Source organism: Mesorhizobium sp. WSM4807 (assembly GCF_055811615.1).
In genome coordinates this window covers 1-13,511 of record NZ_JBVVQY010000038.1, presented here as the reverse complement: position 1 = coordinate 13,511, position 13,511 = coordinate 1, and the positions used below count along the sequence as shown (strand labels likewise).

Annotated in this window: 12 protein-coding genes, 1 pseudogene and 1 riboswitch; of the genes and pseudogenes, 5 read left to right on the top strand and 8 right to left on the bottom strand. The window is 60.2% G+C overall.

The window, feature by feature from the left end:
* Positions 1–622: 622 nt before the first annotated feature.
* From metE to AC0L3N_RS30085, 7 genes are all read right to left on the bottom strand, one after another.
* Complete coding sequence (metE, locus tag AC0L3N_RS30115; RefSeq protein ID WP_473551203.1) at positions 623–2,968, bottom strand: 5-methyltetrahydropteroyltriglutamate--homocysteine S-methyltransferase; 2,346 nt, start codon at positions 2,966–2,968, stop codon at positions 623–625.
* Positions 2,969–3,083: 115 nt separating this feature from the next.
* Positions 3,084–3,283, bottom strand: a riboswitch (cobalamin riboswitch).
* Positions 3,284–3,678: 395 nt separating this feature from the next.
* Positions 3,679–4,671, bottom strand: coding sequence for an adenosine kinase (locus tag AC0L3N_RS30110; RefSeq protein WP_473551181.1), 993 nt, complete (start codon positions 4,669–4,671; stop codon positions 3,679–3,681).
* Between the two features lie 105 nt (positions 4,672–4,776).
* Positions 4,777–5,952: a methionine adenosyltransferase gene (gene metK, locus AC0L3N_RS30105; protein ID WP_473551179.1), complete on the bottom strand. Its 1,176-nt coding sequence runs from the start codon at positions 5,950–5,952 to the stop codon at positions 4,777–4,779.
* A gap of 54 nt (positions 5,953–6,006) precedes the next feature.
* Complete coding sequence (locus AC0L3N_RS30100; RefSeq protein WP_473551178.1) at positions 6,007–7,344, bottom strand: serine hydroxymethyltransferase; 1,338 nt, start codon at positions 7,342–7,344, stop codon at positions 6,007–6,009.
* 30 nt (positions 7,345–7,374) lie between these two features.
* Positions 7,375–7,725 (bottom strand): ArsR/SmtB family transcription factor, encoded by a 351-nt coding sequence (locus tag AC0L3N_RS30095; protein WP_473551177.1) that lies wholly within the window; start codon positions 7,723–7,725, stop codon positions 7,375–7,377.
* A gap of 447 nt (positions 7,726–8,172) precedes the next feature.
* Complete coding sequence (locus AC0L3N_RS30090; RefSeq protein WP_473551201.1) at positions 8,173–9,210, bottom strand: recombinase zinc beta ribbon domain-containing protein; 1,038 nt, start codon at positions 9,208–9,210, stop codon at positions 8,173–8,175.
* An 11-nt stretch (positions 9,211–9,221) separates the two neighbouring features.
* Positions 9,222–9,818, bottom strand: a complete 597-nt coding sequence (locus tag AC0L3N_RS30085; RefSeq protein WP_473551175.1) for a recombinase family protein — start codon at positions 9,816–9,818, stop codon at positions 9,222–9,224.
* Positions 9,819–10,318: 500 nt separating this feature from the next.
* Here AC0L3N_RS30085 and AC0L3N_RS30080 point away from each other — a divergent pair, with 500 nt between their 5' ends.
* The 5 genes and pseudogenes from AC0L3N_RS30080 to AC0L3N_RS30060 all read left to right on the top strand — a co-directional run bounded on the left by AC0L3N_RS30080 (position 10,319) and on the right by AC0L3N_RS30060 (position 12,876).
* Positions 10,319–10,621 (top strand): hypothetical protein, encoded by a 303-nt coding sequence (locus AC0L3N_RS30080; protein WP_473551174.1) that lies wholly within the window; start codon positions 10,319–10,321, stop codon positions 10,619–10,621.
* Positions 10,618–11,048: pseudogene (locus AC0L3N_RS30075) on the top strand (PIN domain-containing protein). Before AC0L3N_RS30080 ends, AC0L3N_RS30075 begins: the two are co-directional and overlap by 4 nt.
* A 30-nt stretch (positions 11,049–11,078) precedes the next feature.
* Positions 11,079–11,447 carry a hypothetical protein gene (locus AC0L3N_RS30070; RefSeq protein ID WP_473551173.1) on the top strand — a complete coding sequence of 123 codons (369 nt, stop codon included), beginning with the start codon at positions 11,079–11,081 and terminating at the stop codon, positions 11,445–11,447.
* Complete coding sequence (locus AC0L3N_RS30065; protein WP_473551171.1) at positions 11,386–11,880, top strand: hypothetical protein; 495 nt, start codon at positions 11,386–11,388, stop codon at positions 11,878–11,880. Before AC0L3N_RS30070 ends, AC0L3N_RS30065 begins: the two co-directional genes overlap by 62 nt.
* An 18-nt stretch (positions 11,881–11,898) precedes the next feature.
* The gene (locus AC0L3N_RS30060) at positions 11,899–12,876 is read left to right on the top strand and encodes a hypothetical protein (RefSeq protein ID WP_473551170.1); all 978 of its coding nucleotides are present in this window, start codon (positions 11,899–11,901) and stop codon (positions 12,874–12,876) included.
* Between the two features lie 12 nt (positions 12,877–12,888).
* Here AC0L3N_RS30060 and AC0L3N_RS30055 read toward each other — a convergent pair whose 3' ends face one another.
* The gene (locus AC0L3N_RS30055) at positions 12,889–13,353 is read right to left on the bottom strand and encodes a hypothetical protein (protein WP_473551168.1); all 465 of its coding nucleotides are present in this window, start codon (positions 13,351–13,353) and stop codon (positions 12,889–12,891) included.
* Between the last annotated feature and the right edge of the window lie 158 nt (positions 13,354–13,511).

The window sequence follows — 13,511 nt, the reverse complement described above, 5'->3', positions numbered from 1 at the left end:
TACACCTTGGTTGGTTCTACTCCTCGCCGCTCCTCCGGTAGCCTAAACAACGGAAAGGTAGGCTCGGAGAGCACACCCTGAGATCTTTGGATCGATCGTAATGTTGGCGGCTGCCTTTGTGTCGCAACACTTCACCGCGACCCGAGCGCGTGAAAACCTGTTCCAGCGAACCTCAGCGGAAGCGGAGCAAGCGCCATGCCAGATGCAGCCAAGTTTCAATCAAGCGATGAGGAATGGTCGCAGCTTGCGGTTAGGCGGTATTGCTATTTTGTCGATGTCCGCCACATGCGACCGATGCTCTCGATGGTCGACCTCGCCGCCGATACCTCGATGTGCCGGTGCACCGGCGGCATCGTTCGCCCTCGGTGAAGTGTCTGTTGACCGCTGGCGGTGTGAGAGGCAGAAGCTCATGGACAAAGCCGCCTTCCTCCATTTCGTGACGAAATCATCCGTCCTCGGACCAGAAGCGGCTTCCCCGATCCTGCCCCGCCGCTCAGCCGTCCAGCGGGCCTTTGGCTGGACGACAAGGGTGGGACTCGCACGCGTCGACCGACTTGCGCGCGGCTTTCGATGGCGTCCTTTCTGCCTCATCCGCGAAGCCCGCGGGTCACATGTTTGCCCGTCACAGTGGCTCAGCGGCCTGCGCCTGCACTTTCTCCCGCAATGCGCGTGCTGCAGCGACCATGTTGATGAGGGCAGGGCGGACCTCTTCCCATTTCCTTGTTTTGAGGCCACAATCCGGATTCACCCACAATTGGCCGTCCGACAGTCGCTCGCGGGCAAGTTGGGCGAGATGCAAAATCTCGCCAATCTCCGGGACACGTGGTGAGTGAATGTCGTAGACGCCAGGACCGATTTCGTTTGGATATTTGGACTTGGTGAAGGCGTCCAGCAGTTCCATTTTGGAGCGCGACGTCTCGATCGAAACGACGTCCGCGTCCAGTTCAGCAATCGAGTCGATGATCTCATTGAACTCCGAATAGCACATGTGGGTGTGAATTTGGGTCGCGTCCTCTACACCCGTTGAAGCGAGACGGAAGCATTCGACTGCCCAGCCGAGATAATGTTTCCAATCGGACTTCCGCAGGGGCAAGCCTTCGCGAAACGCGGCCTCATCGATCTGGATCACCCTTGAGCCAGCTCTTTCAAGGTCGGCCACTTCATCGCGGATGGCGAGTGCGATCTGGCGGCAGGCCTCGGCGCGGGGTACGTCGTCGCGAACAAAAGACCAGTTAAGAATCGTCACTGGGCCTGTGAGCATGCCCTTCACCGGCTTTTTCGTCAGCGACTGGGCAAAATGCCACCAGAGAACCGTCATCGGATTGGGCCGCGATACGTCGCCGAAGATGATGGGAGGGCGCACCAGCCGGGAGCCGTAACTTTGCACCCAGCCATGCTGGGTGAAGGCGACGCCGGACAGCTGCTCGCCGAAATGCTGGACCATGTCGTTTCGTTCGAACTCGCCATGTACCAGCACGTCCAGCCCGATCTCCTCCTGCCAGCGGACCGCCGCCTCGGTCTCCTTCTTCAGGAAGGCCTGGTAATCGACATAGCTCAGCCGGCCCTTCGCATGAGCGGAGCGCGCCCTGCGCACCTCGGGCGTCTGCGGGAAGGACCCGATCGTCGTCGTCGGGAACGGCGGCAGGCCGAGCGTGTCAGCCTGGACTCTGGAGCGCTTGGCAAATGCGCTCTTTCGTTGCTTCTTGGCGCCGTCAATGCTGATAACCCGCCCATGGACGAGCGGATCATGGACCTTTTCAGACATTGCGCGCGCCGCGGCCGCCTCGGCAGAAGCTTTCAGTGCGCCTGCTACGGCCTCCCTGCCTTCCGATAAGGCTTGGGCCAGCACAAGCAGCTCTTCACTCTTCTGGGCGGCGAATGCCAGCCACGAACTGACATCCACATCGAGCGCGGTCTCCATCCGCAGGTCCATCGGCACATGAAGCATCGAGCAGGAAGGCGCAATCTCGACGCGATCCAGCGGCCAGCCGGCAACGATCGGCTTGATGCGGTCGAGAATGGCAGCCAGGTTCGCGCGCCAGACGTTGCGGCCGTCGATCAAGCCAAGTGAGAGCACCAGATCCTTCGGTGCGAGCCGACCAACCGTCTCCAACTGCTCGGGAGCACGCACGAGGTCGAGATGTAGGCCCGCCAGGCGCAGCGAAAGCGCGGTCTCCAGATTGTCTCCCAGCGGCCCGAAATAGGTCGCCAGCATAATTTTCAACTTGGGCGCGGCTTTCGACAGCTGGCCGTATGTGAATTCGAAGGCAGCTCGTTCGTTCGGGCTAAGGTCGAGCACAAGGGCCGGCTCATCAATCTGCACCCAGTCGGCCCCCGAGAGCTCCAGCCTCCGCAGGAGTTCCTCGTAGACGGGCAGCAGCCGCGGTAGGAGCGCTATGGGATTGAAACACTGGTCGGGAGACTTCGCCAGCTTGAGGAAGGTGACCGGTCCAAGGATGACCGGGCGTGTATGGATGCCGAGCTCTTTTGCCTCCAGAAAGTGATCGACTGGTTTCGTCGACGAGAGGGCGAATGCCTGATCGTCCCCCAGCTCCGGCACGATGTAGTGGTAGTTAGTGTCGAACCATTTGGTCATTTCCATCGCGGTTACGCGCTGGCCCTGAACTGCATGCCCGTGACTGGCGTGAACGCAACCCGCAGTATCGCCTTGCGTCCCGCGCGCCATCGCGAAATAGATGTCGAGCGGGACCTCGCCGCCCGTCCAGCCGTAACGGGATGGCACGGCGCCGACCATTGCTGCGGTGTCGAGCACATGGTCATAAAGTGAGAAATCGTTCGACGGGATTTTCGACACGCCGCGGTCGTGCTGCTCGCTCCAGCTGGCGGCACGGAGTGCCTTCGCCGTCGACAGAAGGTTGGCAGCAGAAGATTTTCCGGACCAGTAGCTTTCGAGCGCGAATTTCAGTTCTCGCCGGCGACCGATGCGCGGCATGCCAAGCGTTGCTATGGGAACTTGCTGGGAGACATTCATTCCATACCCCGATGGTTGCGGCGGGGACAAGGAAGGCGCTAGCAGGCCGGCATAAACGCCGAGCTGCCGCGGCCACCAGACACCCCGCCCGTGGACGTTGTTTACCGTGGCAGGTCTCCTGGCTCGCGGGTCACAGCCTCTGCCCGTCTTCCCGGGGCAGTTCGCCCCAGTGACATTGATGGGTTTGGCTCGCCGCTTACAGTTGCGGGGGCAGCGCCGGCATTGCACCGGCTTCCCTCTTAGCTCCGCTACGGCAACGCCTTGCGGAGAACCACGACACGCGGACAATCGCAGCAGCCCGCTTTGTTGTCAATGCGGTATAAAGAAATGTTTATGTGTTTATGTGAACCGTTCACCTGCGGCATGTTTCCCAAGTCGCAGGTCGCGGTAGAGCTGAGCCATTTGCGCCACTCGCCGGTCTGCGCAAGCTGTGCCTGGCCGCTCGGGCAATCTGCCAGTCTACGATCCCGGCTCAAAACGACTTTCGTCAAAAAGGGCGTGTTGGCCATCATGATCGGCCGGCAGTACTGGCCCGAAGTGCGACAACGTCCCTGAGCCTCAAGAAATCAGAAATTCGGAGAAAAACCGCCATCCTTCACGCAGGCACGCGACATTTCGATTTACCCGCGCCTGTCTGGACAGCCTGCACAACGGCACGGTGGACAGCACCTCGCGGAAATGCCTCCCTACAACAGCCCCGCCTGCTTGGCCTCGCGGCGTAAATTCTGCCGCGGCCTTGGCCCGATCTGCTGGATCACCAGCCCGGCCGCCAGTGAGCCGAGATCGCCGCAATGCTTCAGGCTGCGGCCTTGTGTGTAGCCGTAGAGGAAGCCGGCGGCATAGAGGTCGCCGGCGCCGGTGGTGTCGACCAGTTCGCGGATTTCCGTCGCATTGATGGTGACGGTCTCGTCGCCGCGCACGATGACCGAGCCCTTTTCGGAGCGGGTGACGGCGGCGATCTTGCAATCCTTGCGGATCTGGGCCAGCGCCTCGTCGAAGGAGGCGGTCTGGTACAGCGACTTGATCTCGTGGCTATTGGCAAAAACGATATCGACGGTGCCCGAGCGCATCAGCTCCAGAAACTCCTCGCGGTAGCGGTCAACGCAGAACGAATCCGACAATGTCATCGACACTTCGCGCCCGGCTGCGTGGGCGAGCTTCGCCGTCTGCCGGAACGCTTCCTTGGCGCGCGGCGGGTCCCACAGATAGCCCTCGAAATAAGTGACGGCGGCGCCCGACGCCTTGTCCGCCTCGACATCCTCCGGACCGAGCTCGACGCAAGCGCCGAGATAGGTATTCATCGAGCGCTCGCCGTCCGGCGTGACGAAGATCATCGAGCGCGCCGTCGGCGGTTCGCCATTGAGCGGTCTGGTGTCGAAGGCCACGCCCTGGGCGTGCATGTCATGGGCGTAGATTTCGCCGAGCGTGTCATTCGAGACCTTGCCGAAGAAGGCGGCGCGGCCGCCGAAGCTGGCGACGCCCGCCGCCGTGTTGCCGGCGCTGCCGCCGGAGGCTTCGATCGCCGGGCCCATGCGGCTGTAGAGCAGTTCGGCGCGCTGTGTGTCGATGAGGTTCATCGCGCCCTTGATGATGCCGTTCGTCTCCAAAAATGCCTCGTCGCACTGGGCGATGATGTCGACAATGGCATTGCCGATGCAAAGCACGTCATAATCCGGCATCAAAATCTCCGCCAAAAACCCAAGCCGGCTTCTCGCCACGCCGGGGCCGGCCTTTTTTTGGCGAATGTGAAATGGCCCTATGCCGACGCATCCAATACCGGCGCATCACGCAGCTGCCGGTCCTGCCTCACGCAACAGGTTGTCGGCTCTGTCCGTCTTTTCCCAGGTGAACTCCGGCTCTTCGCGGCCGAAGTGTCCGTATGTCGCGGTCTTGCGGTAAATCGGCCGTAAGAGATCAAGCGCCTTGATGATGCCTTTCGGCCGGAGATCGAAAAGCTCAAGGACGGCGCGCTCGATCCTTTTTTCATCAATCTTTGCGGTTCCGAATGTATTGACGAGGATAGAGACCGGCGCGGCCACACCAATCGCGTAAGCAAGCTGAACCTCGCACACCTGCGCCAGTCCGCTGGCAACGACGTTTTTTGCGACGTACCGCGCCGCATAGGCGGCCGACCGATCAACCTTGGACGGGTCCTTGCCCGAAAAGGCGCCGCCGCCGTGACGCCCCATACCGCCGTAGGTATCGACGATGATCTTGCGGCCGGTAAGCCCGCAATCGCCGCGCGGCCCACCGACCACGAACCGGCCTGTTGGATTGACCAGGAACCTGATCCCGGTCGTATCCAAGTCGTGGGGCAAGACCGGCCTTATGATCTCCTCAATGACGCCTTCGCGGACCGTGGCTTGTGAGACCTCTTCGTCGTGCTGCGTCGACAGGACTATGGTATCAAGCGCTATCGGGCGCAAACCCTCATAACGGACGGACACTTGAGATTTAACGTCCGGGCGAAGCCAGCCAAGGCGTCCGGTTTGGCGCACCTCCGCCTGTTTTTTTGTCAATTCGTGAGCGAGTTGGATTGGCAACGGCATCAATGTTTCGGTCTCGTTGCACGCGTACCCGAACATGAGGCCCTGATCCCCCGCTCCCTGCTCGAGATCCTGCCCTCGTCCCTCGTCGACGCCCTGGCTGATGTCAGGCGACTGCTCGGTCAAGGCCAAGATCAGGGCGCAACGCCGGCCGTCAAAGCCGATCGCATCGTCGTCATATCCAATGTCCAAAATGATATCGCGGGCAACTTGGCTGTAGTCGATATGCGCGTGACTGGTGATCTCGCCAGCCAGAACGACCATCCCTGACTTCACCAACGCTTCACAAGCGACACGAGCCTTGGGATCCTTACGAAGGATCGCATCGAGCACGCCATCTGAGATATTGTCGGCCATCTTGTCGGGATGTCCGGCGCCGACGGATTCGGAAGAAAACACGAATTGTCTGGTCATGGAATGTCCTCGCTTCAAACGTTGGAATTAGGTGTGACACTTGATCTGGCTGTCTTACCTGTCGGAGATGCCAGGCACGTCGAACGCAGCGCAGAAGTCGGCAACGTCTCTGCGGACGCGGGCATGCACGTCCGAATCATCGGGCTGGCGGCAAACCAGGTCGATGAAAGCGGCAATCTGCAGCATTTCCGCCTCGCGCATGCCCACGGACGTCACTGCTGGCGTGCCTAACCGAATGCCGCTGGTGAGCGCGGGATGGCGCCGGTCGCCCGGCACCATGTTGAAATTCGTAATGATGCCTGCTTGCGACAAGCGCTCGGCATAGGCTTTCCCGGACAGCGGCCGGTCCCTAAGATCAAGGATCAGCATGTGATTGTCAGTGCCCCCCGTGACGAGTTCATAGCCTCGCTCCAGAAGCGCCTGGGCCAGAGCCTTGGCGTTGTTGACGATCTGCTGACCGTACACACGGAAGGACGGATTCCCTGCTTCGTGCAGAGCGACAGCTAGCGCGGCAATCGTATTCATGTGCGGTCCGCCCTGGAGGAGAGGGAACACGGCACGGTCTATGCGTTTGGCCAGATTGTGTTTGCTCTTGGAATGGTAGAGCGCCTGATAGCGGTCTTCATTCCTTGACAAGATGAAGCCACCGCGGGGGCCGCGGATCGATTTGTGAGAGGTGCTGGTGACAACGTCGCAATGGCCAACGGGATTCGGATGCACTCCTGCGACAATGAGGCCGCTGATGTGGGCGATGTCGGCCACGAGATAGGAGTTCACCTCCGAAGCGATTTCGGCCATTGCCTCATAGTCAAAGATCCGCGGATAAGCAGTTCCGCCGACCCAAATGAGCTTCGGTCGTTCTCGTTTGGCCGTCTCGCGCAAGCGGTCATGGTCAATCTGCTGCGTCTTTTCGTGCAGGCCGTACGGAACTCGCTGATAGTCAGTGCCGGAGAAGTTCACGGCCCAACCGTGCGTCAGATGCCCCCCGCCGGGGAGGGTCAAGCCCATCATCTTGTCTCCCGGACACAACAGCGCTCGACAGACAGCCTGATTGGCCGGCGAGCCGGAATAAGGCTGCACGTTGGCGTGTTCACAGCCGAATAGCGCCTTCAATCGCTCGATGGCGAGGTTCTCAAGCTCATCGACGATCTCGTTTCCGGCGTAGTAGCGCGCGCCGGGATATCCCTCGGCATACTTGTTGGTGAAAATAGACCCGGTCGCTTGCAACACCGCCGAGGACGCGAAGTTCTCGGAGGCGATAAGTTTGAGGGTCGTCCGCTCCTGGCGCTCCTGTCTTAAAAGCAGCTCGTGAACGCGAGAATCTACGGCAGCCAAGTGAGGCCACCCGCAAGTGTCAGGCTCCGCGATGGCGCCGCCAGTCGAATTGTTCATATCAGCTTCGCGCTCCATTGGGACTAAGTTTCAGGACAAGCAGGCGGCCACCTTGGACCGCGCGCCCTGTATCGCCTCCAGGCGCTGTAGGTCTTGTGTGTGATGGCCATCGCCGTGGGGCAGGAGATCAACCAACAATTGAACCAAGCCGCCGTCCGAGCCTCCTGCTTCGAGGTGGTACGAAGGCCAGGGGCGCTGTTCGTTGCCGAGAAGAAAGCCGGCTCTGGCGAGCTGGCGGACGTGTGCGACCACGTGCTCACGAGACACACTCAGAACTTCTGCTAGCTCGCAGACGGTTAGGTCCGCATGCGCACAAAGTCCCAGGATTCGAAGTCGATCAAGATGAGCCGCGGCCTTTAGGCGCCTGACCAGTGTGATCATCGGCCGGCACTCGTTGTATTGACTTCCTCCATTTGGCGTCCTCCCACTCTTTCAGAGGCAATCTTGTCGTCCGACAAGGTCAATACGCTCGACCGCATGGCAGATCGTTTTCCGATACCTCTCTTCGACCAAGGCAAATGCTCCTGCCGGCTCTGCTTTACCAAGCTGCAGGTATTTGGTCGGGCCACGGCGCCACGGTCTGGACCCGCGGACTTAAATGATAGGGTCACCGTACATATTCTCAGCGGTTTGGAGTGCTAAAAGTCCGCGATTTTCTTTGAAGGATCTGTTGCGAGGCGTGCATACCGGCGTTGCAACAGCCCAATCAGGAGGACTTCATCGAGGTTCTTGCGCGGGGCGGCCAGGCGGCCCGCTCACTGCTGAGCCCGCTTGTGTTGGATCTCGCCGCTATGGGGCTGCGTCAGGATGTTTGTGACTGCGTCAGCCTCATAACCTGAAGGTCACAGGTTCAAATCCCGTCCCCGCAACCATCTCTACTTGCGAATGGCCCGCCCCTCCGGCGGGCCTTTTGCTTTTTAGCGATATCCCAAGGATGCCGGCCAGGTCGCCACGCACGTCGATTTGGATCTCCTTCTCGTCGGGGATCAGAATGATCTCCTTTACGAGGGACCGGATCAAATCGGCTGCGGTCATGCGCTTTTCCTCCGAATCCTCCTGAAGCGCTGCGTACAGCTCGTCCACCTGAACACGATAGTGATGTGCCATGTTCGGGTGGAGGAGAGGAGGCGGCTCCTCAGCTTCCCCCAGTAGGCGCACTAGCTCCTTTTTCCGCGCCTCGAGCTTTCCGCTTCGCTCCTTCACCGTATCGACGGACATCGCCTCCTTGAGATAGAGATCCAGAATCCTCTCAAGTTCACGTTCGACGCGGGTCAGTTCAGTCTCGGCGGCGTCGATGGTCGATCGTGCCTCCATGCGAAGCCGGTTCATCTCCTGAGTGAATTCCTTGCAGAATTCAGCAAACAGCTCCGGGTCCATAAGATGGTGGCGAAGCGCGTTCAGAACGCGTGTCTCCAGCTTATCCCGGCGAATGTTCTTCCGATTGTCGCAAGTGCCCTTGTCGCGCGCCGTCGCGCATCCAACGAGGTCGGCCGAGATCATCGTGTAGCCACGGCCGCAGCAGGCGCACTTCGTCAGCCCGGAGAAGAGGTACTTTGGGCGCCGCCGATCGCGAAAGTGGTTTTCACCTTCATCGCCTCGGTTCTTTTTGACCGCCTCCTGGCGGGCCTTGACGGCCTGCCAGAGCTCGTCATCAAGGATGCGAAGCTCGGGCACGTCTTGGACAACCCAATCCGATTCAGCGTTCATCCGGGCTTGGCGCTTGCCCGTGTCGGGGTCCCTGATGAACCGTTGACGATTCCAGACGATCCTTCCGACATACATTTCGTTGTTCAGGATGCCATCGCCTCGCTTGGCGTTCCCATTGATGGTGCTGAAACCCCAGTCACCTCCTCCGGGAGCGGCGATGCCATCCTTGTTCAGCTCGAACGCGATGCGTTGGCAGACTTGCCTGCGGCGTACTCACGGCAAATCCGCCGGATGATTTCGGCCTCGAACTGATTGATCGTCCGGTCGCCGCGAACGGGCTCGCCATTGCCGTCGAATTTCTTGACGACATCATAGCTGTAGGCGTTTCCGCCGCCCGACTTCCCCAACTCGACCCGGCCGCGCTGGCCGCGGCGGGTCTTGTCGGCGAGGTCCTTGAGGAACAGCGCATTCATCGTGCCTTTGAGGCCGACATGGAGATGGGTGACCTCGCCCTCGGACAAGGTGACGATCTTCACGTCGCTGTAGGCCATGCGCTTGAAGAAGCCGGCAATGTCTTCCTGATCGCGCGACAGCCTGTCCATCGCCTCAGCAAGGACATACTGAAAGCGGTTGCGCGTCGCGTCGGAAATCAATGCGTGGATCCCGGGGCGGAGCAGGGATGCGCCCGAGATTGCGCGGTCGGTGTATTCCTCAACCACTTGCCACCCCTGCTTTTCGGCATGTAGGCGGCAGATGCGGAGTTGGTCGGCGATAGAAGCGTCACGCTGATTGTCGGACGAATAGCGAGCGTAGATTGCAACTCTCACAACGCGTTCTCCTGATGAGTCAGGAACGCGGTGCGCGACGTCCCCTCCTCTCTTCTTCGAATGCCTCTCTCGCGGCGTGCCTGGCTAGCAGACGGACCATCTCGATCAAACGCACGTCCGGTCCCTCACCACGCCGTACGAGCGTCAGTTCCGGCTCGATCTGCCGGAGCGCGCTGCTCTGCTTTGGGCGATTGCCTGATTTCATCGTCGCGCCGTTCGAACCCGCATACAAGTCGTTCGGAAGAACGATCGTCCCATCCGTGGTGGTAGGCAACCGTATCGGCCGGGGTATCCGAGTCGTCGTTTGGGCAGGAGACGGCGGCTTTTGCGTGCTGGGGCGTACCAGAGCGCGCCGCAGCGTACAGCAAATACTGGCGCTCAAGGCGCACTCTTGCGCCCGTTTCCGGTACCATGTCGGAAGAGTCTTCCGTCACCCTGCCGTCCCTTGCTCAAATGCCGCGCTTGGAATATATATCCAGATATAACGCGAGAGGCAGACAATGGGCAATGCCGCACAAAAGAGGGCCCTTCAGAATTATCGCGCGCGGCTGACGCAGCGCGGGTTCATCCGCTTTGAGGTGATGGCGCTGGAGTCTGATCGAGAGCTGATCCGTGCGCTCGCGCGTCGTTTGGCAGAGGAGGGGCCGCAAGCGGATGAGGTCCGGACAGCGGTTAAAACGGCTGTAGCGGGTGAGCCGCCGAAAGCGGGCCGTATCCTCGACGCGCTTCGTCGCTCGCCCCTTGTAGGGGCTGATCTCGATCTTTCGCGGCCGAGGCAAGAGGGGCGCAAGGTCGACCTGTGACTCGCTATCTGCTCGACACCAACATCATCAGCAACATCGTAAGACCGGCCCCTTCGAAGTTTCTCCTCGACTGGCTGGCGAAGCAGAAAGACGAGGACCTGTTCATCGCGTCGTTGACCGTCGCCGAAATCAAGCGCGGCATTTTTGAAGTGCCGCGCGGGAAGAAGCGCGACGCGCTTGATGCCTGGTTTGCAGGACCGGACGGGCCGCAGTCGCTCTTCGCCGGTAGGGTTCTGCCATTCGATGACAAAGCAGGGTTGCTGTGGGCGCGCCTGATGGCTGAGGGCAAGATCGTCGGCCGTCCTCGTAGCGCGCTCGATATGATCATCGCGGCAGTCGCGGGAACCAATGATTGCGTCATCGTGACCGATAATCAAAAGGCCTTCGCCGACTCCATTTCCTCAACCCCCTTCGCTCGGAGCTGTAACGCCCGTTTCAACGCTTCGAGGTAGTTCAAATGCTGCAATCTGATGGAAACTGGCGCTTCGACAGTCCCGGCCCGATTGAGCCGACGGTCATCCATGCGTTTCGCGATCTGATCGACCGCCATTGTAGCCAAGGCGATCGGCGCGCGATTCTGGAACGCTTCAAGTCCCGCTTTGCCGGTGCGGGCGGTGCGCCATACTACCCGAGCAGCAGCGTAAGCTGGGCTTCCGACGATCTCGACAAACTCATGAATGCGGCGGGCGAAAATGCTCCGATATTCATTGAGGCCTTCTATGATGGCTGCAGCGACATCGCCAATCTGTGGTCCCACATATACCTTGCCGGACATCGCACGCCTCAACCATATTCTTGCCGACGCGGGCGCCGGCTACCAAATTGACCCGCCGGCTTTGCGCGCGACCCGAGCCCATATTCCGATCGCTGTTCCTGAGCAGCCGCCGTCTCTCGACGCGCAGGCATCGACGCTGATTGCTGCAGCGCTCGACGCGTCCGAGCGGGCTCTGTCGCAGGGAAACGGGCGACAGGCCGTTCAGGAGGTTCTGTGGTTGCTGGAGACCATCGCCACCGCCTTCCGCGGACTTGAAGTCTCCGACGGCAGCATCCAGGGGCGCTACTTCAATAAGATCATCGGTGAGCTCCGTGCGCGCGGCCGCGGCCATCAAGAGCAGATCCTGCAATGGATGATGACACTGCACGGCTACCTGTCTTCTCCGACTGGTGGCGGCGTGCGGCATGGCACCGATCTGAAGGAGGGTCTCGCACTGGCATCGACGAAGCTCGCCCCTACTGCAATCTCATCCGCAGCTATCTGACATTCCTGATCGCCGAGCATGACCGTGTCAGCCGGCGAACGGCGTGATACTTCGAAACGGATAATCGTGACTCGCATCTTCGACTTCGACGGCCCTAACCTGAACAAGGGCTTCATCAACCTCAGGGCCGCTGAGCATCCCGAGGAAAAGCGGCTGCACAGCATCATCGAAGGCATGTGGGAGCGCTACGAGCCCTATGCCGATCCAGATTTTCGCGACGGCTTCGCTCGCGATGTCGATGCCCGCTTCTGGGAAATGTATCTCGGTTGGACTTTCCTTGAGGCTGGGCATGCGCTGCTGCCGACGTCCGAACGGTTGCGCGAAGGCGGGCAACCCGACCTCTGCGTCCTGACTGATAGTGGGCGTATCTGGATCGAGGCCATTGCACCGGACGAGGGTAATCCCGGCCCAGACCAGGTCACGCGCCCCGTCCCGATGAACGAAGGCGGCGGCCTCTTTGCGGCGCCCGTGCGCCAGGCTCAGCTACGCATGACGAGCGCATTCTGGACGAAATTCAAGGTCATCAAAAAGTATCTGAAAGAGGGCGTCATCGGTGCGGATGACGTGCGTCTGATCGCAATCAGCGCCAGTCGCTTCGGTGTCTATGTCCCCGAAAAGCCCCCGCTGATCCTGACATCGTTGTTCCCCATCGGTGACGCCTACATCACCATCGATCGCGCAACAGACGAGATAGTCGAGGAAGGATTCCACGCGTCGCCCGAAATTGCGCGCCAGGGTAAGCCGGTCGAGCGCACTGCTTTCCTCAACCCACTCTTCAGCGACGTCTCCGGCGTTCTCTGGTCTCGCGTCAGTCTCGGAAATCTTTCCCGGAAGACCCGCCCGCTGACCTACGTCCACAACCCCTTGGCGATGCGTCCGCTGCAGCAGCGATTTGACGTTTGGGACCGGGAATTTGTAACGGTGATCGACGGCGAGCATTGGGAGGCAATCGACATCCTCGCGCCCCAGGTTGAGATGAATCAGGCGGGCGTGTGAAGGCCCGCCAATCTACGAAGGCCGGCCCTGTACTGCGTTTTGGATCTCCTCAACGAAGGTCTTGATCAGGTCCGCCGTCTCCTGGACGAACGCCTTCGTGAAGACGTCGATCTCCTTTCCCTCCTTGTCGAAGCCGTTGCGGTGGACGCAATCGTGACGAAGCAAGACGGCCTTGAACAGGCTGGCTTTGTCGCTGGCGAGGTTCAGAATTCGCACGCCGAGAGCGATGTTGTAGAGAACGTCGACCTTTTTGAGATTGTGATACATGACAGAACGCAGGTGCTCCCGGACCCTGCGTTCGACCAACGCGGGCTCCTTTGACACCTCGGACAGAGTGAATTTCTTCTTCCCCAGATCCTCGTCTTGATCAATCAAACGCTGCATAGCCGCTTTGTCGCCCATAACCTCATTGAGCAGAGTATCGCCGAGATATGCTTCCAGCGCCGTGACCTGGTGGGAGAAGATCATCCGGTTCACGAGATGGTCGCCGCGATATCCACCATGCTCGGCGAGCAGATCACCCGTGTGGTGATAGGAGTCCATGAAAACCCGATATGGGCAGGGCAACGAGTCCAGGTTAACGGGGTTGGAGAGCTGCCATCAGGTAGTCGGTATCCCAGGTTGCGAGTTTTCGC

What these genes read in the sequence shown, in the direction of transcription:
- AC0L3N_RS30110 (WP_473551181.1), bottom strand. Translation starts at nt 4,671, where the DNA reads ATGCCGGATTATGACGTGCTTTGCATCGGCAATGCCATTGTCGACATC.
- metK (WP_473551179.1), bottom strand. Translation starts at nt 5,952, where the DNA reads ATGACCAGACAATTCGTGTTTTCTTCCGAATCCGTCGGCGCCGGACAT.
- AC0L3N_RS30100 (WP_473551178.1), bottom strand. Translation starts at nt 7,344, where the DNA reads ATGAACAATTCGACTGGCGGCGCCATCGCGGAGCCTGACACTTGCGGG.
- AC0L3N_RS30095 (WP_473551177.1), bottom strand. Translation starts at nt 7,725, where the DNA reads ATGATCACACTGGTCAGGCGCCTAAAGGCCGCGGCTCATCTTGATCGA.
- AC0L3N_RS30080 (WP_473551174.1), top strand. Translation starts at nt 10,319, where the DNA reads ATGGGCAATGCCGCACAAAAGAGGGCCCTTCAGAATTATCGCGCGCGG.
- AC0L3N_RS30070 (WP_473551173.1), top strand. Translation starts at nt 11,079, where the DNA reads ATGCTGCAATCTGATGGAAACTGGCGCTTCGACAGTCCCGGCCCGATT.
- AC0L3N_RS30060 (WP_473551170.1), top strand. Translation starts at nt 11,899, where the DNA reads ATGACCGTGTCAGCCGGCGAACGGCGTGATACTTCGAAACGGATAATC.